20 protein-coding genes are annotated in these 23,548 nt (G+C 72.8%); 10 read left to right on the forward strand and 10 right to left on the reverse strand.

Translation table 11 applies throughout. From position 1 onward, the window contains the following. Together ABZX96_RS36045 and ABZX96_RS36050 are read left to right on the forward strand one after the other, a co-directional pair. Positions 1-1,262: nucleotide disphospho-sugar-binding domain-containing protein (locus tag ABZX96_RS36045; RefSeq protein WP_355553192.1), on the forward strand; the 1,262-nt coding region annotated here is incomplete at its 5' end. A 1-nt stretch (position 1,263) separates the two neighbouring features. Beyond that, the gene (locus ABZX96_RS36050; protein WP_355553194.1) at positions 1,264-2,304 is read left to right on the forward strand and encodes an NAD-dependent epimerase/dehydratase family protein; all 1,041 of its coding nucleotides are present in this window, start codon (positions 1,264-1,266) and stop codon (positions 2,302-2,304) included. Here the strand turns inward: ABZX96_RS36050 and ABZX96_RS36055 are convergent. Next, positions 2,277-3,503, reverse strand: coding sequence for a class I SAM-dependent methyltransferase (locus ABZX96_RS36055; protein WP_355553196.1), 1,227 nt, complete (start codon positions 3,501-3,503; stop codon positions 2,277-2,279). The genes ABZX96_RS36050 and ABZX96_RS36055 overlap by 28 nt on opposite strands. Positions 3,504-3,676: 173 nt before the next feature. Next, the gene (locus ABZX96_RS36060) at positions 3,677-6,142 is read right to left on the reverse strand and encodes an excinuclease ABC subunit UvrA (protein WP_355553199.1); all 2,466 of its coding nucleotides are present in this window, start codon (positions 6,140-6,142) and stop codon (positions 3,677-3,679) included. 73 nt (positions 6,143-6,215) lie between these two features. Between ABZX96_RS36060 and ABZX96_RS36065 the strand changes: the two genes are divergently transcribed. From ABZX96_RS36065 to ABZX96_RS36075, 3 genes are read left to right on the forward strand one after another with little or no spacing between them, the layout of a single operon-like run. Further along, the gene (locus ABZX96_RS36065; RefSeq protein ID WP_355553202.1) at positions 6,216-6,794 is read left to right on the forward strand and encodes a PadR family transcriptional regulator; all 579 of its coding nucleotides are present in this window, start codon (positions 6,216-6,218) and stop codon (positions 6,792-6,794) included. After that, positions 6,791-7,762: an ATP-binding cassette domain-containing protein gene (locus ABZX96_RS36070; RefSeq protein WP_355553205.1), complete on the forward strand. Its 972-nt coding sequence runs from the start codon at positions 6,791-6,793 to the stop codon at positions 7,760-7,762. Before ABZX96_RS36065 ends, ABZX96_RS36070 begins: the two co-directional genes overlap by 4 nt. Positions 7,763-7,777: 15 nt before the next feature. Continuing rightward, positions 7,778-8,533 carry an ABC transporter permease gene (locus ABZX96_RS36075; RefSeq protein ID WP_355553208.1) on the forward strand — a complete coding sequence of 252 codons (756 nt, stop codon included), beginning with the start codon at positions 7,778-7,780 and terminating at the stop codon, positions 8,531-8,533. A gap of 109 nt (positions 8,534-8,642) precedes the next feature. Here the strand turns inward: ABZX96_RS36075 and ABZX96_RS36080 are convergent, their stop codons facing one another. The 7 genes from ABZX96_RS36080 to ABZX96_RS36110 form a co-directional block, all read right to left on the reverse strand. Next, a complete protein-coding gene (locus ABZX96_RS36080; RefSeq protein ID WP_355553211.1) occupies positions 8,643-9,872 on the reverse strand; it encodes an AMP-binding protein in 1,230 nt (409 codons plus the stop codon). 40 nt (positions 9,873-9,912) lie between these two features. Next, positions 9,913-10,893, reverse strand: a complete 981-nt coding sequence (locus ABZX96_RS36085) for an aldo/keto reductase (protein ID WP_355553214.1) — start codon at positions 10,891-10,893, stop codon at positions 9,913-9,915. 6 nt (positions 10,894-10,899) lie between these two features. Beyond that, entirely contained in the window at positions 10,900-12,420 is a 1,521-nt protein-coding gene (locus ABZX96_RS36090; RefSeq protein WP_355553217.1) for an FAD-dependent monooxygenase, read from the reverse strand. Between the two features lie 173 nt (positions 12,421-12,593). Continuing rightward, a complete protein-coding gene (locus ABZX96_RS36095) occupies positions 12,594-13,775 on the reverse strand; it encodes a nucleotide disphospho-sugar-binding domain-containing protein (protein ID WP_355553220.1) in 1,182 nt (393 codons plus the stop codon). A 34-nt stretch (positions 13,776-13,809) separates the two neighbouring features. Then, positions 13,810-14,835: a methyltransferase gene (locus tag ABZX96_RS36100; RefSeq protein ID WP_355553223.1), complete on the reverse strand. Its 1,026-nt coding sequence runs from the start codon at positions 14,833-14,835 to the stop codon at positions 13,810-13,812. Between the two features lies 1 nt (position 14,836). Then, complete coding sequence (locus tag ABZX96_RS36105; RefSeq protein WP_355553226.1) at positions 14,837-15,598, reverse strand: SDR family oxidoreductase; 762 nt, start codon at positions 15,596-15,598, stop codon at positions 14,837-14,839. 8 nt (positions 15,599-15,606) lie between these two features. Beyond that, positions 15,607-16,671, reverse strand: coding sequence for a class I SAM-dependent methyltransferase (locus ABZX96_RS36110; protein WP_355553229.1), 1,065 nt, complete (start codon positions 16,669-16,671; stop codon positions 15,607-15,609). Between the two features lie 448 nt (positions 16,672-17,119). Between ABZX96_RS36110 and ABZX96_RS36115 the strand changes: the two genes are divergently transcribed. Beyond that, complete coding sequence (locus ABZX96_RS36115) at positions 17,120-18,013, forward strand: AfsR/SARP family transcriptional regulator (protein ID WP_355553232.1); 894 nt, start codon at positions 17,120-17,122, stop codon at positions 18,011-18,013. A gap of 28 nt (positions 18,014-18,041) precedes the next feature. On the opposite strand, the gene ABZX96_RS36120 is transcribed toward ABZX96_RS36115, so the two are convergent. Further along, positions 18,042-18,800 carry a TylF/MycF family methyltransferase gene (locus ABZX96_RS36120; RefSeq protein WP_355553235.1) on the reverse strand — a complete coding sequence of 253 codons (759 nt, stop codon included), beginning with the start codon at positions 18,798-18,800 and terminating at the stop codon, positions 18,042-18,044. Positions 18,801-18,982: 182 nt separating this feature from the next. Here ABZX96_RS36120 and ABZX96_RS36125 point away from each other — a divergent pair, with 182 nt between their 5' ends. Genes ABZX96_RS36125 through ABZX96_RS36140 form a run of 4 tightly spaced genes read left to right on the forward strand, consistent with a single transcriptional unit; the run spans position 18,983 to position 23,497 of the window. Beyond that, a complete protein-coding gene (locus ABZX96_RS36125; RefSeq protein ID WP_355553238.1) occupies positions 18,983-20,050 on the forward strand; it encodes a glucose-1-phosphate thymidylyltransferase in 1,068 nt (355 codons plus the stop codon). Further along, positions 20,047-21,027: a dTDP-glucose 4,6-dehydratase gene (gene rfbB / locus ABZX96_RS36130; RefSeq protein WP_355553241.1), complete on the forward strand. Its 981-nt coding sequence runs from the start codon at positions 20,047-20,049 to the stop codon at positions 21,025-21,027. The genes ABZX96_RS36125 and rfbB overlap by 4 nt, the downstream gene beginning before the upstream one ends. After that, positions 21,024-22,292, forward strand: a complete 1,269-nt coding sequence (locus tag ABZX96_RS36135) for a beta-ketoacyl-[acyl-carrier-protein] synthase family protein (protein ID WP_355553244.1) — start codon at positions 21,024-21,026, stop codon at positions 22,290-22,292. The genes rfbB and ABZX96_RS36135 overlap by 4 nt, the downstream gene beginning before the upstream one ends. Then, on the forward strand, positions 22,289-23,497 hold the full coding sequence (locus tag ABZX96_RS36140) for a ketosynthase chain-length factor (RefSeq protein WP_355553247.1): 1,209 nt from the start codon (positions 22,289-22,291) through the stop codon (positions 23,495-23,497). Before ABZX96_RS36135 ends, ABZX96_RS36140 begins: the two co-directional genes overlap by 4 nt. Positions 23,498-23,548 lie beyond the last annotated feature (51 nt).

Genomic DNA, 23,548 nt, shown 5'->3' on the forward strand with positions numbered 1-23,548 from the left:
GTGGCGCCGGGAGCGGCGGCCACCGCGGTGAGCGGCAAGGCCCACGATCTGGCGGGGCGGTGACCGGCATGCGCGTCCTGTTCGTCGCCTCCGGCTGGCCCACTCACTACATGGCGATGGTCCCGCTCGCCTGGGCGCTGCGCGCCGCCGGCCACGATGTACGGGTCGCCGCGCAGCCGTCGATGCACCCGGTGATCGTCCGCTCCGGTATGCCGGCCGTGGGGGTCGGTCCGGACGTCGACTTCGCGTCCATACGGCGGCGCACCCTGCCGCACGAACGCCAGGGGACCGACCGGCCGCGGACGGCGGAGGAGCTGCGCGCGGCGGCCGAACGCGACGACGGCGGCCTCTTCCGCGCCTGGAACGAGGCGACCACCGCCGCGTTGGACGACACCGTCGCCTTCGCCCGGGCCTTCCGGCCCGAGCTGGTGGTCGGGGACACCATGGCCCCGGCGGCGCTCGTCGCCGCGCACGCCCTGGGGGTGGTGGGTGTCCGGCACCTGTGGGGGCCGGACATCCTCGGGTCGCCGGGCGGCGAGCGGGTCCTGGACGTCCTGCCCGGCTACTGGGAGCAGTTCGAGCGGCACGGGGTGCGGCCCTCCGGGGACCCGGCGCACCGGACGGTGTCGCCGTGCCCGCCCAGCCTGCGGCTGCCGGCCGCGCCGGGCCTGCTGCCGCTGCGCTGGGTGCCCTACAACGGGACCGGCCCGGTGCCCGCGTGGCTGCGGGAACCACCCCGCGGGCCGCGGGTGTGCGTGACGTGGGGGACGTCCACCACGGACGTGGTGGGCCGGGGGAGTCTGGCCGTCCCCGACGTCCTGGACGCGCTGGCCGGGATGGACGTCGAGGTCGTCGTCGCCGTCACGGCGGCGGAACGGGAGACGATCGGCACCCCACCCCCGGGGGTGCGGGTCCTGGAGAACACCCCGCTGCACCTGCTGCTGCCCGGCGCCTCGCTCCTGATTCACCAGGGCGGCTTCATGACGGCGCTGAGCGCGGCGTACCACGGGGTGCCGCAGCTGGTCGTCCCCCAGCTGCCGAACCAGATCAGCGATGCCGAGGTGCTGGAGCGGACCGGTGCGGCCCGGCGGCTGCCGGTCGAGCGGGCCGGTCGCGAGCGGCTGCGGGAGGCGGTGGAGGCGGTGCTGGGCGTGCCGTCGTACGCGGACGCGGCCGGGCGGGTGCGGGAGGAGATCCTCGCCCTGCCCGCTCCTCGCGAGGTCGCCCGGACGCTGCGTGACCTCGCCGGCGCCGGTGTCTGACGTGGCGGACGCCGGGGCGGCCGGTCCGCTGGTGGTCGTCCTGGGCGCCTCGGGCTTCATCGGATCGGCCGTCGCGGCGGAACTCGCCCGGCGGCCGGTCCGGTTGCGGCTGGTGGGCCGCCGGCCCGCGGGTCCGCCGCCGGGCGGGACGGCGCGCGGCGAGGTGGCCGCGGCCGATCTGACGGCACCGGGCGGGGTGGCGCGGGCGGTGGCGGGCGCCGACGTGGTGATCCACTTGGTCGCGCGTATCGAAGGTGGCGTGGCGTGGCGGGCGGCGGAGGACGATCCGACCGCGGCGCGGGTCAACGTGGGTGTGATGCGCGATCTCCTCGACGCGCTGCGCGCCGGGCCCCGCCTTCCGGGAGCCCCGCCCCCCGTGGTCGTCTTCGCCGGGACCGCCTCGCAGGCGGGGCGGTCCGGGCGGATCGTCGGCGGCGAGCGGGATCGGCCGGTGACGGCGTACGCACGGCAGAAGCTGGCGGCCGAGCGGGCGTTGGAGGAGGCGAGCGCGCGGGGAACCGTGCGCGGCGTGTCGCTGCGGCTGCCCACGGTGTACGGGGCGGGCCCCGGGCCGTTCGGCAGCGGGGTGGTGGCGGCGATGGTGGAGCGGGCGCTGGCCGGCCGGCCGCTCACCGTGTGGCGGGGCGTCGCCGGGGAGCGGGACCTGCTCCACATCGATGACGCGGCCCGGGCGTTCGCGGCGGCCGTGGACCACGTGGACGAGGTGTCCGGCCGCCACTGGCTGGTGGGGACCGGCCGCCCGGTCGCGGTCGCGGACCTCTTCGGCGCCGTGGCCCGGGCGGTGGCGGTCACCACGGGGCGGCCCCCGGTGCCGGTGCTGGAGGTGGACCCCCCGGCGTCGGCGACCGCCGCGGACGCGCTGGGCATGTCGGTGGACTCCTCGGCGTTCCGCTCGGCCACCGGGTGGCGCCCGCGCGTACCGCTGGGGCGGGCGCTGGAGGAACTGGTCGCCGCGGTGCTGGAACGCCGGGGGAGGGGCGCGCGGCCGGGGTCTCAGACGGTGTGGACGCCGGGCACGTAGAGGATCCACCGGCCGCCTTGCTCGCGGAAGGCGTTCTCCTTGCGCATGATCTCTTCGGCGTGGTTCCAGGCGAACAGCAGGGCGTAGTCGGGGTAGGGGCGGGAGAACGCTTCGGGAGCGCGTACCGGGATGTGCGAACCGGGGCTGAGCTTGCCCTGTTTGGCCGGAGTGCTGTCGACGATGAAGGACACCAGGTCGGGCCCGATGCCGCAGTAGTTGGTCAGGGTCGAGCTCTTGGCCGTGGCGCCGTAGCCGACCACGGTCCGGCCCTGGTCGCGGCAGCGTTCCAGCTGGGCGCGCAACGCGTCGCGGACCTCGTCGACGTGGGCGCCGAACCGGGCCAGGGTGTCCGGTTCGGCGATCCGGGCGGCCTTCTCCCGCTCCAGGAAGCGGCCGACCGCGGGGCTGGGGACGCGGACGCCGGGGCGTGCCACGGTGTAGCGGATCTCGCCCCCGTGCACGGGGAGCGGTGCCGCGTCGACGAGTTCGAAGCCGTGGTGGGCGGCCATGGCCTGCACGGAGCGGACGCTGAAGAAGTAGAAGTGCTCGTCGTAGATCTGGTCGAAGGAGGTGCGCTCGATGATGTCGGCCATGTACGGGTCCTCGAAGACGAACACCCCGTCCGGCGCGAGCAGCGCGTCCACGCCGCGGAAGACCGAGTCGACGTAGGAGATGTGGGAGAAGGTGTTGGCGGCGTAGATGACCTTCGCGGTGCCTTCCCGGTCGGCGATGTCGGCCGCCGTCTCCTCCTCGAAGAAGGCGTTGCGGACCCGGATGCCCTTGGCGGCTGCCGCCTCGGCGACGTCGGTGCTGGGCTCGACGCCGAGGTGGCGGCGGCCGGCCCGGTGGACGGTGTCGAGCATGATGCCGTCGTTGCTGCCGAACTCGACGAGCAGGTCGTTCGCGTCGCGCAGTTCGGTGTCCAGGAAGTGGCGCGCCGTGGTGCGGAAGTGCTCCCGCATCGCGGACGACAAGGAGGACAGGTACGGGTAGTCGGTGCGGAACATCCGCTCGCGCGGGACGTCCTCCAGCAACTGCACCATGGTGCAGGACGTGCACATCCCGACGGCGAGCCGGTGGAAGAACTCCTCCTGCTCACCGGCGGGGTCGACGAACGCGTCGGCGATGGGCTGGCGTCCGAAGTCGAAGAACTCGTGCAGCGTGCCGCCGCAGATGCGGCAGACGGGCGTGGCGGTCATGATGCGTCCCTCAGCTCTGTCGGAGAGGCGGCCTGCGGGTCCGGGCGGGCACCCGCGCCGGTCGGCGGGTACCCGCCCGGCCGCGGCGATCGGGGAGGATCCCGGATGGTCGGGATCCTCCCCGCCGCGGCTCGACGATCGCTCAAAGCGTGCTGGACGGGCGCGGGCGGGGGTCAGCCCGGGAAGAGCGGGCGCAGGCAGCGGGCGGTGACCCCCGGCCCCCGGACGATCCGCTCCGGAGTGCCCTCGGCGACGATCCGCCCGCCGCGCTCGCCGGCGCCCGGGCCCATGTCGATGATCCAGTCCGCGCAGGCGGCGACGTGCAGGTCGTGTTCGGCGATGACGACCGAGTTGCCCGCGTCGAGCAGCACATCGAGGGCGTCGACGATGCGCTGCACGTCGGAGGGGTGGAGGCCGGTGGCGGGCTCGTCCATGAGCACCAGGCCGCGTCCGCGTCCGCCGCCGCCCTGAAGGAGGGCGTTGGCGAGTTTGAGCCGCTGGGCCTCGCCGCCGGACAGTTCGGTGCCGCTCTGGCCGAGCTGGAGGTAGCCGAGCCCGGCGCGCCGCATGGCGTCCAAGGTGGCGGCCAGGGCCTTGGGCGCGGTGAAGAACTCGGCGGCCTCGTCCACGGTCATGGCGAGGACCTCGTCGATGGACCGGCCGTGGTAGTCGACGGTGAGGATGTCGGAGGTGAAGCGGCGGCCCTCGCAGACGTCGCACTCGACCCACATGTCGGGCATGAAGTGCAGGTCGACCTGGCGCCTGCCGTACCCGGCGCAGGTCTCGCAGCGCCCGCCCGGGGAGTTGAAGGAGAACGCGCCGGCGCCGAGGCCGAGGTCGCGGGCCCGCGGGGTGGCCGCGTAGAGCTTGCGGATGAGGTCGAAGGCCTTGGTGTAGGTGGCGGGGCAGGAGCGCGGGGTGCGGCCGATGGGGTCCTGGTCGACGATCGTCACCCAGTCCAGGGCCGCCGCGCCGTCGATCCGGGCGAGCGCCGCCGGCCGTTGCCCGCGCAGGATCGCGGACAGCCCGGCGCCGAGCGCCTCGTGCAGGAGGCTGCTCTTGCCGCTGCCGCTGACGCCCGTGATGCAGGTGAGGGTGTTGAGCGGGATGCCGACGCGGTCCAGCCGGACGTTGTGGATGTCGACGCCGACGAGGTCGAGGCGGGGCGCCGTGGCGGCGTCCCGCCGGTGGGGGCGCCGCACACGCGGGCCGCGTCCGGCGAGGTAGGCGCCGGTGATGGACTCCGGGGTGCGGCGTATCTTCTCGGGCGGGCCGGAGGCGACGAGGGTGCCGCCCTCTCGGCCGGCGCCGGGTCCGAGGTCCACCACCCAGTCGGCCATGGCGATGAGTTCGGGGTCGTGCTCGACGAGGAGCACGGTGTTTCCGGCGTCGCGGAGGTCGGTGAGGATCTCGCGGAGCGGTTGCTTGTCGGCGGGGTGGAGGCCGGCGCTGGGTTCGTCGAGGACGAAGATGATCCCGGTGAGGTCCATGTTCAACTGCGCGGTGACGCGGGCGCGCTGGAGTTCGCCGCCGGACATGGACGGCGCGGTGCGCAGCGGCTGGAGGTGCCCGAGCCCGAGCGCCGTCATGAGCCGTAACCGCTTCTCCAGGTCGGGCAGGAAGGTGGCCGCGACCTCGCGCTGCATCGGGGTGAGGGTGGGTTCCACCGTGCCGGCCCACGTGTGCAGTTCCTCGACGGGTTTCAAGATGGCCTCGGGATAGGTGAGGCCGCCGACCTTGAGGGTGCGGGCGACCTCGCCGTACCCGCTGCCGCCGCACGCGTCGCAGGGGTCGCGCCGCATGAAGGCCGCGTAGTGCTGCCGGGCCGCTTCGCTGCCCGCGGTCTCGTGCAGCCGCGCGACCTCGGCGAGGGCACCCTTGAGGGGCACACTGCGCTCGACGGTGGTCTCGCTGCCGGACTTCTTCTGCCGTGTGGTGATGCGGAAGGTGACGGGTTCGTCGCCGGTGCCGTGCAGGACGGCGTGCCGGAAGGCCTCGGGGAGTTCGCGCCAGGGCAGGTCGAGGCGGGCGCCGTACCGCTCGGCGAGCGCGGGCAGGGCGAGGTGTTCCCCTGAGTTGGCGCGGTCGAACCAGGCGCCGGCGCCCTTGAGGAGGGGCAGGTCGGGGCGGGTGACGATGCTGTCCGGGTCCGGGTTGACGGTGGCGCCCATGCCGCCGCAGCGCTTGCAGCGGCCTTCCATGCTGTAGCGGTCGAAGTAGGCGCTGGTCAGTCCGCGCAGTTCGGGGTGGGCCACGGCTTCGGGACCCAGGGCGGGCATCCGGGCGAAGAGCAGGCCGAGGAAGTCGTTCAGGCCGGTGATGCTGCCGAGCGTGGAGCGTTCGCTGCGGTTGAGGCGGCGCTGGTCGACGGCGAGCGTGACGCCCAGGCCGCTGATGCGGTCGACCTGGGGGCGGTCCTTGGGGGAGATGAACTGCCGGAAGAACGGGGAGATCCCGTTCAGGTAGCGCAGCTGGGCCTCCGCGTGGACGGTGTCGATGGCCAGCGAGGTCTTGCCGCTGCCGCTGACGCCGGTGAAGGCGACGATCTTGTTCTTCGGAACGGTGACGCTGACGTTCCGCAGGTTGTGCGTGCGGGCGCCGACGACGCTGATGGCGTCCCCACCTGGAATGTCGTTCACGCAAGTACTCCTTCGCGTGCCGCGAGGCTCGTCTGAGTTGACTTCTCGGTACTACTCTCACGATACTAGCTTCGTGAATCTTACTCGCTTGATGGCACTCGGCACGCTGCAGAACGCGGGGCCGCTGCACGGCCATGAGATCCGGCGGATCGCCGAGGTGACGAGCGTCAGCAGCTGGGGCGGCGTCAGCGTCGGAGCGCTCTACCGGGAACTGCGCACCATGGACGAGGACGGGCTCGTGGAACCCGTACGGACCGAGCAGGTGGGCCGGCGGCCGGCGCGCACGGTATACAAGATCACCGTGCAAGGGGAGGCGGAGCTGCGCAAGCTGCGCGAGGAAGCCGTCACCCAAGTGCACCACGGCACCGACCCGTTCAGCGTGGCCCTCCTGTTCACCCGCACCAGCGAGCTCCCGACGCTGCTGGACCTGCTCCGGCGACGGCGCGCCGCCGTCGCCGTGATGCGCGACGACATCGACGCGGAGCGGGAGTCCCTGGCGAAGGCGGGCGCGATCAGCCCGCTGGACGACGTGATGTTCCGGCGCAGGGTGATGCAGCTCGACACGGACCTCGCCTGGCAGGACGAACTCGACAAGGTGATCAAGGCGTCGGCCGCCGCTTCCGCGGACCCCACAGAGGAGGATCAGAAATGACCATGATCGAGGCCCGGGGGCTGGCCCGCACGTTCCAGACCCCGCACGGAGAGGTCGCCGCCGTGCGGGGCGTGGACTTACAGGTCGCGGACGGGGAGATCGTCGGCTTCCTCGGCCCCAACGGCGCCGGCAAGACGACCACGCTGCGCATGCTGACGACCTTGCTGCGCCCCACCGCCGGAACCGCCCGCGTCGCCGGCTGCGACCTGCTCGCCGACCCGGTCGGCGTGCGCCGCCGCATCGGTTACGTCGCGCAGGGCGGCGGTGCCAACCCGGCCGAGGTCGTCGCGAACGAGCTGCTGCTCCAGGCCCGGCTGCATGGCATGTCCAAGGCGCAGGCGCGCCCCCGCATCGCGGACCTGGTGGCGCGGCTGGGCCTGGACGGCCTGGAGACCCGGCTCGTCGGCAGCCTGTCCGGCGGTCAGCGGCGGCGCCTGGACATCGCGCTCGGACTGGTGCACCAGCCGCCGCTGATCTTCTTGGACGAGCCGAGCACGGGCCTGGACCCGACCAGCCGCAACCAGCTCTGGGACCACATCCGCGGTCTGCGCGACGCGTTCGGCGCGACGGTCTTCCTCAGCACGCACTACCTGGACGAGGCCGACGCGCTCTGCGACCGAATCCTGATCATGGACCAGGGCGCCATCCTCGTCGAGGACGGCCCGGAGGAGCTGAAGAACCGGGTGTCGGGCGACGCGGTGACGCTGGAGGTCGCCGCCGCGGACGTACCGGCGGCCGAGGACGTCGTCCGCGGCCTGCCCGGAGCTCGCGCCGTCACCGTCGCCGGCACCACCCTCCGGTTCCGCGCCGAGCACAGCAACCGCTCCATGATCGAAATCATGCGCGCGCTGGAGGCGCGCTCCGTCGACCCCGTCTCCATCCAGGTCGACCGGCCCACGCTCGACGATGTCTTCCTCACCCTCACGGGCAAGCCGGCCGAGGCGGCTGCCCCCGCCGGCCACGTCTGACCAGGGAGAACCCCCATGCAAACCGTCAAGGAAACGTTACTGGTCTTCGAGAACCAGCTCCGTTTCACCTTCCGCTACAAGATCACCATCGTCATGGGCCTGGTCCAGCCGGTCCTTTACCTCCTCCTGTTCGGTCCGCTGCTGACCGGGCTGGGCGACATGGGTCGGCCCGGGGACACCTGGCAGAACTTCGTCCCGGGCGTTCTGGTCTACCTGGCGCTGTTCGGCGCCGGCTTCTGCGGATTCGGCATCATCGCCGACGTCCGCTCCGGGGTCATCGAACGGCTGCGCGTCACCCCGGTCAGCCGCTTCGCGCTGCTGATGGGGCGGGTCGTGCGCGAGGTCGCGGTGCTGCTCGTCCAATCCGTGATCATCGTCGCGGTCGGGCTGGTGCTCGGGCTGCGCGCCAACGTCCTCGGCATCCTCGCCGCGGTGGTGCTCGTCGTCCTGCTGGGCGTCGCCCTGGCCTCGCTGTCGCTGTCGCTGGGCGTGGCGCTGAAGTCGGAGGACCAGTTCGCCCCGCTGCTCACCTCCGCGGCGCTGCCGATCATGCTGCTCGCCGGCATCCTGCTGCCCATGAGCCTGGCACCGACCTGGCTCGACGTGCTGTCGCGGATCAACCCGCTGCGCTACATCGTGGACGCCATCCGCGACCTGTTCGCCGACCGGTTCGCCACCTGGCCCGTCCTGGAGGGCACCGCGGTGGCCGTGCTGCTGGCGGTGGTGTGCGTCGCCGTCGGGATGCGCACCTTCGCCAAGGAAAACGCCTGACGGGCCCGGCTCCGCTCCGGCGTGCGCGGGACGGCGCGCCGGGCGCGGAGAACGGCGCGCACCCGCGGCCCGTTCGCCGCGCGTGCGCGCCCTGCGCGCGGGTACGGGGCTACACGCGCCCGCTCAGGTAGAGGTACCCGTCGCGGTCGAGCCGGCCGGCATCGCCCGAACGGAACCACCCGTCGCGCAGCGCCCGCCGCGTCGCCTCCGGGTCCCGCCAGTAGCCACTCATCATGTGCGGCGCCCGCAGCCAGACCTCGCCCGTCTCGCCCGGCCGGCGCCCGCGGCCGTCCGGCCCGCAGATCCGGACCTCCACGCCCGGCAGCGGGCGCCCCGCGGAGCCCAGCAGATGGGGCCGGCCGTCGGCGGCGGCCAGGTGGTCTTCCTGCCGCAGCAGGGTGATGGCCCGGATCTCGCTGGTGACGTAGTTCTGCGACAGGACCGGGCCGAACGCGTCGATCGCCCGCCGCAGCACATCCGGGGTGACGGGAGCGTTGCCGTACGGCAGGTAGCGCAGGCTCGACAGGTCCGTGCGCCCCACGTCGCGGTGGCCGACGAGCCGCTCCAGATACGGGGACGGCAGGTACAGGCTCGTGATCCGCTCCCTCTCCACGGCGGCCAGCACCCGGCCCGGCTCGAAGTCGTCCATCAGGCGCACCGTGCACCCCGCGCGCAGCAGCATCAGGGCGACCTCGCCCGCGTTGCCCGACAGCGGACTGACGGCCAGCGTGGTCACCCCGGCGGGGAAGTCGCCCAGCTCGCCCTCGTCCGGACGGCGCCAGACGACGTTCATCGCCGAGAAGGGATGCACGGCCCCCCGGCGCGGACCGGTCGTCCCACGGGAAGGGACCACCAGCGCGATGTCCTGCTCACGGGCCCGGGGCCGCAGCGGCTCGCCGGATTCGGCCTCCGCGAGCGCCCACAGGTCGCAGCCGGCGCCGTCGGCGCCGAGGGAGAACATGCCCGGCACCGGCTCGCCCAGCGCCGCCACGCCCCGCCGGTCGGCCACGAAGACCGCCGGCCGCGCCGCCGCCAGTACCGTGCGGCACGCCGCGACGTCACCGGGGGTGCCGGCGTGCAGGGCGGTGAACCGGCTGCCCAGCAGGTGGGCGGCCAGGCGCAGGCAGATCAGCTCCGGGGAGTTGCCCATCAGGCAGACGATGCCCTCCCGCCGGGTCAACCCGGTGCCTTCCAGGGCGCGGGCGATGCGGTAACCGCGCGCCAACAGGTCCTCGAACGTGACGCGCCCGTCCTCCGTCCGCAGCGCGTCCCGCCCCGACCAGCGGTGGAGCCCGGTGAACAGGTCCGTCACATAGCGGGCCGGCGGCTCCGCGTCCATACTGCCTCCTTGCTCGGCTTCCGGTTCCGGCGGCCACGGGTCAGGCCGCGTCGCTGTACACGGCCACGGGGGCGAGGATGTCGTCGACGCGCGCGGCGAGGGCGTCGTCGAGCGGTGCGCCGGAGGCCGCCGCGTTCTCCCGTACCTGTGCGGCCCGGGACGCTCCCACGACCGCGCCGGCCACGTTCGGGCGGCGCAGCAGCCAGGCCAGGGCGAGCTGGGCCATCGTCAGCCCGGCCTCCTTCGCCAGCGGCTCCAGCCGCCGCACCCGCTCCAGGACACCGTCGGCGAGCATCCGCCGCATGAAGTCGGCCCGCCCGCCGACGAGTCCGGTGCCCGCGCGGGACTCCGGCGGTGGCGGGGTGCCCGGGGCGTACTTCCCGGTCAGCACGCCCTGGGCGAGCGTGAAGTAGGGCACCTGACTGATCCCCAGCGGCTCGCAGGCCGGCACGACCTCCGTTTCGGGGGCGCGCCAGAGGGCCGAGTACTGGGGCATGTTGTAGACGAGCTGGACGCGCAGCTCCGCGGCGAGGGCGGCGGCCTCCCTGATCTGCCCGGCCGTCCACTCGGACACGCCCATGTAGAGGACCTTGCCCGCCCGGACCAGGTCCGCGAAGGCGGTCACGGTCTCCTCCAGCGGGGTGTGCGGGTCGTAGCGGTGGGCCGTGTAGAGGTCGACGTAATCGGTGCCCAGGCGACGCAACGAGGCGTCGATCGCCTCGCGCACGTGCTTGCGGGACAGCCCCGCGCCGTTGGGACCGGTACCCGTCGGGAAGAAGACCTTGGTGCAGATGACGACGCCGTCGCGGGGCTCGCCGGCCAGCGCCCGCCCCAAGAGCCGCTCGGAGCGGCCCAAGCCGTAGATGTCGGCCGTGTCGAACGTGGTGATCCCGCTGTCCAAGGCGGCGCGGAGACAGGAGAGCACCGTCTCGTCGGGGGTGCTGTCGTGCGGGTAGAGGAGGTTGCCGAAGACGATCTCGCTGATCCGCAGCCCACTGCGTCCCAGGTGCCGGTGTTCCATCGGGTGCTACCTCCAGTCCTTCGGCCCGAACCATCGGGCCAGCGCGTCGGTCAGACCGTCCTCGGGCGGCCGGTCGCCCGAGGACGGCTCCCCGGCCGCCCAGGCGACGTGGCCATCGGGCCGGATGAGCAGCGCGGTCGCAGGGGGGTGCCCGGTGGTATCGGCGCGCCGGGCGGTGACGACGTCGACGCGGTCCGCCCAGGGCGCGGCGGTACGGGCCGGACCGCCGTGCGCGGTCAGGTCGAGCAGCACCCCGCGTGCCGAACGCAGCAGCTCCGCCGTACGCGTCGGTGTGCCGTCCACCTCCACGTCGAGGTCCGGTGCGAACCGGCCCAGCAAGGGATGGCCGGCGTCTCCCTCCCCCTCGTCCGGCCCGTAGCGCAGGTCGAGGCCGTTGAGCGCGGCCGTCAGCAGCCGGTTGGTGTCCTCCAGCGCCAGCAGCTCTTCGAACACCTCGCGCAGCGCGGTGACGTGCTGCTCGTCCGGGTGCATCAAGGCGAGCTGCGCACGCGTGAGCAGCAGCATCCGGCGCCCGGCGCGGTGCCGCTCGTCGTGGTAGGTGTCGAGCAGGCCGGGCGGTGCCCAGCCGGCGATCCGCGCGGCCAGTTTCCAGCCGAGGTTCATCGCGTCGTGGAAGCCGGTGTTCAGCCCCTGGCCGCCGATGGGGAAGTGCACGTGCGCCGCGTCGCCGGCCAGGAAGATCCGGCCGTCGCGGTAGGTCTCGGCCTGGCGGGTGGCGTCGCTGAAACGGGACATCCACAGCACCGGCTCCCGCAGGTCGAGCTCGCGCCCGTACACGCGGCGCACCCCGGCGCGCAGTTCCTCCAGCGTCACCGGCTCCGTGGGGGAGGAGGGGGGCCGGTCGTACTCCACCACCACGACGCGGCCGGTGCCGCCCTCCGGCGGGAAGGCCAGCACGACGATGCCGTGCGCGGTGCGCTGCCAGCGGCGCGGCACGTTCTTCTCCGGCGTGGTGACGTAGCCGATCAGGGCGTTGACACGGGCGCCGTACCCGGGGAAACCGATGCCGGCGAGCCGGCGCACGGTGCTGCGCCCGCCGTCGCACCCCACCAGGTAGGAGGCGCGGACGGTGCGTTCGCCCTCGGGGGTGGCGAGCCGGACCGTCACGCCGTCGTCGTCCTGCCGCACCGCGGTCACCTCGTGGCCCCGGTGGAAGGGGACGCCGAGTTCGGCGGCGTGCCGGGCCAGGAGTTCTTCGGTGCGGGACTGCGGTACGAGAAGGCTGTACGGGTGCCGCGTGGTCAGCAACCCGTGGTCGAGTCCGCGGCCGAACATGCCGGCGAAGGGCAGACCGCTGACGGTGTCCATGCCCTCCTTGAACCGGTCGAGCAGCCCGCGCAGGTCCAGGTACTCGACGGTCCGGGTGTGCAGGACGCCGGCGCGGTCGTGACCAGCCGGCTCCATGAGGCGGTCGACGACCAGCACGCGGACGCCGGCGCGTCGCAGTTCGCAGCCGAGCAGCAGGCCGACGGGCCCGCCGCCCGCCACGACGACATCGTGGTCCATGGGTTCTCTTCCCTCCTTTCTCCTCACGGGTCCTTCCTCCCTTGCCGCTGGTTCCGCCGTCTCCCTCCGCGCTCCTCCTTTCCTCTCGGCCGGCCTCTTTCCGGTTTCCGGCTCTCCGTCTCTCTCGGCCGGCCTGCCCCTGACCGGCCTGGCCTCCTCGCCCGGCTCTCTCCTCACTCGGCCGACGCGGTGAGCGCGTCGGTGCGGACCGCCTGCTCCAGCTGGTCCACGACGTCGCCGAGCGGGGGCATGGCGAGGATCTCCTCGCGCAGCCGGCGGGAGGCCGCGGCGTACGGCGATCCGTCGCGGACCAGGTCGGCCACGGCGGAGCGGATGGCCGCGGGGCCGGCCTGGCCGGCCTTCAACTGGATACCGCCCCCGGCCGCTTCCAGCAGGTCCGAGTTGAGCCGCTGCTCGAAGAGATGGGGGATGGTGAGCTGGGGGACGCCGAACCGGGCGGCGCTCAGGACGGTGGTCGCCCCGCCGTGGTGGATCACCGCCGAGCAACTGGGCAGCACGGTGTGGATCGGCAGGTCCTGGACCACCATGGCCCGGTCGCCCACCTCGCCCAGGAGGTCGCGTTCGGCCGCGGTCACGGCGAGCACCGGCTCGACGCCGAGCCCGTCGAGCGCGTCGAGGATCCGCGGTACCAGGAACATCTCCGGCTCGTCGGTGGCGGTGGAGGTGAACGTCCCCCAGGTCACGCAGACCCGGGGGCGGGCCGGCCGCTGGAGCACCCAGGGCGGTACCACGCCGGGCCCGTTGTAGGGCACGTAGGCCATCGGCAGGGAGGTTCCGGGTGCTTCGATGCGCAGGCTGGGCGGGGTGGGGTCGACGGCCAGCCGGTCCAGGACGGCGGGCGGGGTGGTGCCGTGCAGCCGGTATGTGGGCCCGAGCCGTTCCAGGACGTGGTGGGCGAGCCAGGTGCCCGGCGCCGTGCCGTACAGGTCCGGCCCCCAGGCGTGACGCACCAAGGGCGCGCCGACGGCCTCGGCGGCGACGGACCCGGCGAAGGCGACGGGGTCGCGGACGACCAACTGCGGCTGCCACGCCTGCGCGAAGCGGACCAGGTCGGGCGTCATCATCTCGGCGACGCGGTGGAAGATGGTGATGATGGCGTCCCGCGTCCGGTACTGCGCGGGGTCGGTTTCGGCGACGAACTTGCGGTGCAGCCCGGCGAAGTCGAGGTCGGGGCCGACGGGCACGGCGGTGAGCCCGGACTTCAGCACGGTGTCCACGACGTGCGGCTGGGCCGCCACCCGCACCTCGTGTCCGGCGGAGCGGAACGCCCAGGCGAGGGGCACCATGAACAGGTAGTGGGACGGCCAGGCCGCGGTGGTCAGCAGTACACGCATGGGGAGCCTCCGTAGGGGCCGGTCGGCCTGCGGGTCAGGACGGCTTGGTGGCGATCAGGACGCGGTCCGCGGTCAGGGTCTCGACGCGCTCGGCGGACAGGAAGCGGAAGCCCGCGCGCTCGACGTAACCGCGGCACTCCCCGACGGTGTACTCCGAGCCGCCGTCGCGCATGATGGAGCAGTTCAGGCTCTGCAGGAGCGACCTGGCGTCATCGCGCTCGTCGTCGAGCATGGCGTCGTACACGATGACCGCCCCGCCGGGTTCCACCGCGTCGTGGACCCGCTCGACCAGCCTTTCGCGGGCGCTCGGCGGCCAGTCGTGCAGGACGTGGCCGAGGATGACGACGTCGGCGCGCGGCAGCGGATCGGCGAAGAAGTCGCCGGCGGTGAAGCGGACCCGGTGGGCCGTGCCGAGGGCCGCCATGTGCTCGTCGAAGAAGGGCCGCACGGCGGGCAGGTCGAAGACACCGCCCCGCAGGTGGTCGTGGGTGCGCACCAGGTGTGCGGCGACGTTGCCGCGCGCGCCGCCCACGTCCAGGAAGGTCGCGTACCGCGACCAGTCCACGCAGCCGTCCAGGGCGTGTGCGACGAAACCGTTGAAGACGTCCATGTGGCCCATGAGGTGCCGCACGTTGTCGCGGCTTTGGAAGTCCTCGCGGAAGTCCATCTGGTCCGCGACGGACGCACCGGTGAGCACTTGGGTGAGGGAGCCCCAGGCGCGGTAGTGGAGCCGCGCGTGCTGGGCGATGCTGTCGCCGAGGTACCGGGGGCCGCCGGGGACGAGGAACTCGGCGATCCCCGGCCGGTTGGCGTACCGTCCGTCCGTCCGCTCCAGCAGCCCGAGGCCGACCAGCGCGTCGAGGAAGTCGGCGGCGCGGCCGGGGTGCAGGCCCAGCCGCTCGCAGAGCTCGCCGGCGTCGGCGGGCCGCTCGGCGAGCAGGCCGAACAACCCCAGTTCGACGGCGCTCTGGAGCGCCTTGGCCTGGAAGTAGGCGGTGTTCAGGCCGAGCAGGGAGCGCGCCACCGCGGTGGGGGTCGCGGCGTGGTCGAGTGTCGTCATGTCATGCCTCTCGTAGGGGTCGTGTATCCGGTCCGTCGAGGTACCTGTCGATGACGCCGCGGTAGTAGCCGGCGTGGAAGGCGGGGCGGGCGTGCTCGGGCAGCAGAGCGAGGAGCTTGTCGTTGCAGACCGCGTGGTCGTCGGCCACGTCGACGTACCGGCGTTCGGCCGTGACGCCCAGGCGGGTTTCGAGGTGGGCGACGATGTCCTCCACCGGCACGGCGAACCCGGACGCGACGTTGACCACGTCGTTGCCGGCCCCGCGGGCGAGCAGCGCGTCGACGATCGCCACGACGTCGTCGACGTGCACCAGGTCGCGGCGGGACCCGCGGTGGACGTGGACCGTGCCGGAGCGGACCTGGCGCAGCAGTGAGGGCAGGAGCTGGTGGCCGCGCTGGTCGCGGCCCACGGTGTAGGCCAGCCGCAGCACCAGGGCGGGCACGCCCGAGGCCCGCAGGACGCCCTCCATGGCGAGCTTGTGCCGGCCGTACGGGGTCGCCGGGAAGACCGGGCCGGCCTCGCGGCTGGGGCCGTCGCCCGTTCCGTACAGACCGCCGCCGCAGGTGGAGAAGTACACCAGTCTCCTGCCACGCGCCCGGCAGTGGTCCAGGACCTCGTACAGGAGCGCGGCCTCGCGGGCGAACTCGGCCTGCGCGGTGCTGGGGGCGCTGGAGACCCCCGCCGCGAAGACGACGGCGCCGGGGTGCCCGCCGGCCAGCGGCTTGAGACTCCTGGCGAGGAAGCCCCGCCCGACGATCTCCATGGCACCCCTCAGACTCGGTCGGCCACCAGGACGCGCAGCGGGTTGTGGGCAAGGGTGTGGAGCTTGGGCCGGGTGAATCCGGCGGCGGCCACCATCTCCTCGTACACGGAAAGGGGGTGGACCTGGCCCGCGGAGGTCCAGGCGAGCATCAGGGCCGAGAACAGGTGCGGCACCGGGTCGTCGGCCGGCCGCCCGTCGCCGGTGCTGATGGCGACGGCCACCAGTTTGCCGCCGGGCCGGATGACGTCCGCCATCCGCCGCAGCAGCCGGGTGGCCTGCTCGGCGGCGAAGTGGTGCAGCACATTGGCGACGATCACGATGTCGTACGGACCCGCCAGCGGCGCCTCGAACATGTCGCCGGGGAGGAAGTGGGCCCGTGGGGCCACGCCCAGGCGCCGCGCGTTGGCCTCGGTGACGGCCAGGACGTTCGGCCAGTCCAGGGACCAGACGTGGGCGCGGGGCTCCCTGCGGGCCAGGGTGTAACCGTAGAGGCCGTGGCCGCAGGCGACGTCGAGCACGTCCAGCCGGTCGCGGTCCCCGTCGGGCCACGGCAGCAGTTCGTCGGCGATGAGGTCGGCGACGGGCTGGGTGTTGAGGGTGCCGAGCGTGGCGAAGTCTTCCCAGAACGTGTAGGAGGGCGTCTCGGCGTTGGTCTCCATCACGGTGCCGCCGTTGCGCACGGCGTCGGCGAGCCGCTTGATCGCGTCCCACTCGTAGTCGCTGGCGGCCAGCCGGACGGCGTCGCCGTAGTAGTCGGGATGGGTGCTGACCAGGACGCGCTCGGCGCCGGGGGCCAGGCTGAACAGGTCCCCGTGTGCCTCCAGCAGGCCCATGGCGGCGAGGGCGCCGAGCAGGATGCGGGTGCCGCGCGTATCCGCCGCGCAGGTCGCGGCGACCGCCGCGGCGTCGGCGGGACCGTCGGCCAGCGCGTCGAAGACCTTCAGGGCGACACCGGCGCGGAGCACGCCGGTCCTGCGCACGGCGGACATCATGGTGAGCAGCTGCTCGCGGGTGACGGTGGGCGCGCGCTCTTCGGTCATGGGTGTCTCCAGCGTGAGGGACGAGCGGTTCATCACCGGATCCTGAGCGGGCGTCCTGGTAATCCGCTTGAGGCGTGGTGGAGATGAGACGCACGACGCCCGGCGTGCCGGGAGTGACGCAGATCACTGCGGCGGGTGGTGGCGTGGCATCCGGTCACCCGGAGTGACGCGGTGGTGCGGAACCGGAAAACGATGGGCGCTCGGCGGTTTTCCCGCCCGTGCGACGGGCGGCTGCCGGTGGCGGCCGACGGGTCGTCGTCACGCTTGGTGAGGGAGAGGTGGAACGCGGGGCGGTACCGGCATGATCCGGGGATCACGGTGCTGACCGGGACTTTTACGAGTGCGTGGTGGTAGGGATCTCGCGAAGGGGAAGGGACCTGAGTACTGGTCGCCGTTCTTGACCCATGAAACTAATCTCAAGACACTAGTCCCGCGTCTCTAGTCCCAAGTCTCTATTACGACCATGGATCAGGGGGGCCCAATGAGCTCTGGCAGCGACTCTGCGGTGCGCATGGAAATACAGGTTCTCGGATCACTGGCGTTACGAACACCGCACGGCGGCAATCTCATCGACTTTCTGACGGCGCCCAAACCCCGCAAGATCATTGCCCTGCTGGTGCTTCAGGCGAACCACGTCGTGACCACCGCGGCCATGGCGCGCGAACTCTGGGGCGACAACCCGCCGGCGAGCATGCAGACCACCCTGCAAACCTATGTGCTGCAGGTGCGCAAATTCCTCGGGCGGGCCTTGTGCCGCACTTCCTCCGAAGTGGCCCGGGATGTCCTGGTGACCAAGTTCAGCGGGTATCAATTGAATCTTCGGCAGGGCGAAGTGGACCTGCACGAATTCGAGCGACTGGCCGCCGAGGGGCGCAAAGCACTCGCGGACGGATTCGACGAGAAAGCCATTCGCCTGCTCACCGGGGCGATGGAGGTCTGGAGTGGTCCGCCGCTCGTCGACATGCAGGTGGGCCCGTTGCTGGACGCCGAGATCAGGCGCCTGGAGGAGAGCCGGCTGACGGTGCTCATGCAGCGCAATGACGCCAAGCTGCGGCTGGCCCTGCACCACGAGCTCCCCGGGGAACTGGCCGGCCTCGTCTCCCAGTACCCCATGCACGAGAACCTGCACGCCCAGTACATGCTCTCGCTCTACCGGTCCGGCCGCTGCTCCGATGCCCTCGTGGTGTTCCGCAGGCTGCGCGAACACCTGGTGGGGGAGCTGGGACTGGAGCCCTCGTTGCGGCTGCAGCGGCTGCACCGCGCCATGCTCACCGCTGATCCGCTGCTGGACGGCGCCGACTTCACCGAGGTGGAGAGCCTCCTCGACCGCTTCGGCGGGGCCCCCGCGCTGGCGGTGCCGCGCCGGGCCGGCTGACCCGCGCCGCCGGCCCGGCCCCGGCGCCTCACTCCGGGGACGCCCGGCGCCAGTAGACGCCGTGTCCGTCGATGGCCCGGACGGGTTCGGTGATCCGGCGCCGGCCCCGGTAGTCCTCGACGGCCTGCCGGCACGGCTCGATGTTGTAGTCATCGATGATCACGAAACCGCCCGGGGAGAGCCGGGGATACAGGTGCGTGAGGGCGTCCGTCGTTGACTCGTAGAGGTCCCCGTCCAGTCGCAGCACGGCCAGCGGGCCGGTCGGGGCATCTGGAAGCGTATGGCGGAACCAGCCCTCCAGAAAACGCACTTGATCGTCCAGAAGCCCGTAACGGGAGAAATTCCCGGCCACTTCCGCGCGGGACACGCTCAGTACCTGATTGATGCGGTGCAGCGCCATCTCCTGGTCCAAGGGATGGCTTTCGGGGCGCGTTTCCGGAACGCCCTCGAAGGAATCCGCGACCCACACCCGCCGGTCCCGCTCACCGTATGCCTCCAGGACGGCGCGCATGAGAATGCAGACGCCGCCCCGCCACACGCCCGTTTCGATGAGGTCCCCGGGGACCCCTTCCCGCAATACCCGCGTCACGCACGATCGGACGTTTTTCAACCGCTTCAGTCCGACCATCGTGTGCGCGACCGTGGGGAGGTCCCGCCCTTCGGAACGGGTGTCGCGGTCGTATCCGTCCAGATCCCCGTACCAGCCGATCGGAACGTCCTCGTATATCACGTTGGCGAGCACCCGCTCCATCAAGTCAAGGTAAAGTTCGCTGCCTTCGGGATTCATGGGCTCTCCTCGATGCCGATTCGGGTGAATGACGGGGGCTCAACGTAAGTGCCCGTCCTCAAGACCCGCTCAAGGCGTGGAGCGCCCCCACACGGATTCGAGCCTTGCTCGACCCGGCCTGAGGGACACCGCGATAAGCAGGTGTCTGTCGTGCCCACTCGTGACGGGAAAGAGGTATTCCGTTGAAAGCCCTGATCCTTTCGGGCGGCATGGGGACGCGGCTGCGTCCCCTCACCCACGCCATGCCGAAGCAACTCATCCCCCTCGCGAACAAGCCGGTGCTTTTCCATGCGCTGGAAGCCGTCCGGGACGCCGGCATCACCGAGGCCGGCGTCATCGTGGGCGACTGGCACAAGGAGATCCGGCAGGCCGTGGGAGACGGCAGCCGGTTCGGCCTGCGGGTCGAGTACCTCTACCAGGAGGCCCCTTTCGGCCTGGCCCACTGCGTCCTGATCGCCCGGGACTTCCTCGGGGACGACGACTTCGCGATGTACCTCGGCGACAACGTCTTCGGCGACGGCATCACCGGCCCGGCCGAGCACTTCCGGCGGACCCGGCCCGCCGCACAAGTGGCCGTCACCCCTGTCGACGCCCCGCAGGAGTACGGCGTCGTCGAGACGGACCCCGGCGGCCGGGTCCGGGCCCTGCGCGAGAAGCCCCGCCGGCCCAGGAGCAACCTCGCGGTCACCGGGGCGTACTTCTTCACCCCGCTCGTCCACGACGCCGTCCGCGCCATCGAGCCGAGCCGGCGCGGCGAGCGGGAGATCACCGACGCGCTCCAGTGGCTGGTGGACCAAGGGCACGACGTGCGGGCCGTCGAAGTGACCGGCTGGTGGAAGGACACCGGCCGGGTCGAGGACATCCTCGACGGCAACCGGTTGCTGCTGGACGGCATCGAGTCCCGAGTCGAGGGCAGCGTCGACGCGGCGAGCACCGCGCTCGGCCCCGTCGTCGTGGCCCCCGGCGCCCGGATCGTCCGCTCCCACCTGCGGGGACCGCTGGTCATCGGCGCGGACTGCGTCGTGGAGGACAGCTACATAGGCCCCCACACCGCGATCGGCGCCGGGTGCGTCCTGAACGAGGCGGGCGTCACCGACTCGATCCTGCTCGACGGCGCGGCGGTGAGCGACGTCAACGGCATCCACGCGTCCGTGATCGGCCGCTCCGCCAGGGTGGGCGCGACCGCCGCCGGCACGTCCCGCCACCGGCTCGTGGTCGGCGACCACACCGAACTCGACGTGGTCGCATGAGGCTCCTGATCACCGGCGGTGCCGGCTTCATCGGATCGCACTTCGTGCGCCGGTCGCTGGGAGACACGCGCCCCGGCCACGACACGGTGCGCCTGACGGTCCTGGACAAGCTCACGTACGCCGGCAACACCGCCAACCTGCCCCTGGACCACCCGCGGCTGCGCCTGGTCCGCGGCGACGTGTGCGACCGGCGGCTGCTGCTCGACCTGCTGCCCGGGCACGACGCCGTCGTCCACTTCGCCGCCGAGTCCCACGTCGACCGGTCCATCGAGGACGCCTCCCTCTTCGCGCGCACCAACGTGGTGGGGACCCAGAACCTCCTCGACAGCTGCCTGCGCACCGGCGTGCCGCGCGTGGTCCACGTCTCCACCGACGAGGTGTACGGCTCCCTCGCCGAGGGCTCCTGGACCGAGGACCACCCGCTGCTGCCGAACTCGCCCTACGCCGCCTCCAAGGCCGGGGCCGACCTCATGGCCCGCGCCTACTGGCGCACGCACGGCCTGCACGTCTGCGTCACCCGCTGCGCCAACAACTACGGCCCGTACCAGCACCCGGAGAAGATGATCCCGCGCTTCATCACGAACTTGCTCGACGGCCGCACGCTGCCGTTGTACGGCGACGGACGGCACCGGCGGGAGTGGATCCACGTGGACGACCACTGCCGCGCCGTCCAACTCGTCCTGGAGAAAGGGGAACCCGGCGCCACCTACAACATCGGCGGAGTGGAGCTGTCCAACCGGGAACTCACCGGCCGGCTCCTGCGGCTGTGCGGGGCGGACTGGGACCGGGTCACCCCGGTCACCGACCGCAAGGGGCACGACCGCAGGTATTCCGTGGACGACACCCGCGTCCGCGACGACCTCGGTTTCGACCCGGCGGTCCCGCTCGACGCGGGCCTCGCCGAGGTCGTGCGCTGGTACCGCGACCACCGGTCGTGGTGGCAGCCGCTCACCGAACCGGTCGAGGAGGGCCGATGAGCAGGCGCGTCGTGGTCACCGGACTGGGACTGGTCGCCCCCGGGGGCACCGGTGCCAAGGCGTTCTGGGAACTGGTCGGTTCCGGCCGGACGGCCACCCGGGCGATCTCCCTGTGCGACGCCTCTCCGTTCCGCTCCCAGGTGGCCGCCGAGTGCGACTTCGACCCGGTCCTGCACGGGCTCACCCCACAGGAGGTGCGGCGCATGGACCGGGCGGCGCAGTTCGCCGTCGTCGCCACCGACGAGGCCGTCACCCAGGCGGGACTGCGCTTCGAGGACGTCGACCCGCACCGGATGGGCGTCACCGTCGGCAGCGCCGTGGGCTGCACCACCAGCCTGGAGCGCGAGTACGCCACCGTCAGCGACGGCGGGCGTGCCTGGCTGGTGGACCACACCTACGCCGTCCCGCACCTCTACGGGCACTTCGTGCCCAGCTCCATGGCGGCCGAAGTGGCCTGGCGGGTGGGGGCCGAGGGGCCCGCGGGCGTGGTCTCCACCGGGTGCACCTCCGGCCTGGACGCGGTGGCCCACGCACGGGAGACGATCCTCGAAGGCGGCGCGGACGTCATGGTCGCCGGGGCGACCGACGCGCCGATCTCCCCGATCACCCTCGCCTGCTTCGACGCCATCAAGGCCACCACCCCCCGCAACGACGACCCCGCGCACGCCTCGCGCCCGTTCGACGCCACACGCAACGGGTTCGTGCTCGGGGAGGGCGCGGCGATGTTCGTCCTGGAGGAGTACGAGCACGCGGTCCGGCGGGGCGTCGGGATCCTCGCCGAACTCACCGGGTTCGCCTCCCGGTGCAACGCCTTCCACATGACCGGACTGCGGCCCGACGGCAGGGAGCTGGCCGAGGCCATCCGCGGCGCGCTCGCCGAGGCCGGGGCGCGCCCGGCCGACATCGACTACGTCAACGCCCACGGATCCGGAACGAAGCAGAACGACCGGCACGAGACGGCGGCGTTCAAGGCCGCCCTCGGCGACCACGCCCGGCGCACGCCGATCAGCTCCATCAAGTCGATGGTGGGCCACTCGCTCGGGGCGATCGGGGCCATCGAGATCGCCGCCTGCGTGCTCGCGCTGCGCCACGGAGTCATCCCGCCGACCGCCAACCTGCACGAGCCGGACCCCGAGTGCGACCTGGACTACGTACCCCTCGTACCGCGGCGTGCGGAGCTCGGCACGGTGCTGACGGTCGGCAGCGGGTTCGGCGGGTTCCAGAGCGCGATGGTGCTGTCCCGTCCGCGGGAGCGTGCCGCATGACGGCCGTGGCGGTCACGGGGATGGGCCTCGTGGCGCCCAACGGCGTCGGGACGGAGGACTACTGGTCGGCGACCCTGCGCGGCCGGAGCGGCCTGGGCCGCCTCACCCGCTTCGACCCCTCGCCCTACCCGGTCCGCCTGGCGGGCGAGATCCACGGGCTGGACGCGGGCGCGCTGCTGCCCAGCCGGCTGCGTACCCAGACGGACGAGCTGACCAGGCTGTCCCTGGTGGCCGCGGAGTGGGCCCTGGCGGACGCCGCGCTCGACCCCGCGGCCCTGCCGGAGTACGCCGTCGGGGTCGTCACGGCCAACACGGCGGGCGGCTTCGAGTTCGGCCAGCGCGAACTGGAGAACCTGTGGGCCCGGGGCAGCGGGCACGTCAGTGCCTATCAGTCCTTCGCCTGGTTCTACGCCGTCAACACCGGCCAGATCTCGATCCGTCACGGCCTGCGGGGACCCGGCGGCGTGGTGGTGGCCGACGGAGCGGGCGGCCTCGACGCGCTCGCCGCCTCCCGGCGCCTGCTGCGCAAGGGCACCCGGGCCGTCGTCACCGGCGCCGTCGACGGCTCCCTGTGCCCGTGGAGCTGGACGGCGCTGCTGACGGAAGGGCGCATGAGCACCGGTGACGACCCGCGCAACGCCTACCTCCCGTTCGACGAGCGGGCCGCCGGACACGTCGCCGGGGAAGGCGGGGCCCTCCTGGTCGTGGAGGACACCGAGGCGGCCCGGGCGCGCGGGGCCCGCGTGCACGGCCTGATCGAGGGCTACGGGACGGCGTTCGACCCGCCGCCGGGCTCGGGGCGGGAACCCGGGCTGCGCCGGGCCGTTGCGCAGGCCCTCGACGAGGCCGGCTGGCGGCCGTCGGACGTCGACGTGGTGTTCGCCGACGCGGCCGGAACCCCCCGGTGGGACCGGGAGGAGGCGCTCGCCCTCACGGCCGTGTTCGGGCCCCGGGGGGTGCCCGTCACCGCACCCAAGACGATGACCGGGCGGCTGGCCGCCGGCAGCGGGCCGCTGGACGTGGCGACGGCGCTGCTCGCCCTGCGCGACCAGGTGATCCCGCCGACGGCGCACGTGACGTGCCCGAAGGAGGAGTACCGCCTCGACCTGGTCACCGCGCCGCGCCGGACGCCGCTGCGCCGGGCCGTGGTGCTCGCCCGGGGGTACGGCGGTTTCAACTCGGTGGTCGCCCTGTCGGGGCCGTGACCGGCCGGCCGGAGGATATGACGGCGCCGCCCGCCCCGGAGAGGGGCGGGC

The sequence above is a fragment of the Streptomyces sp. NPDC003077 genome (assembly GCF_040611095.1).
Classification (GTDB): domain Bacteria; phylum Actinomycetota; class Actinomycetes; order Streptomycetales; family Streptomycetaceae; genus Streptomyces.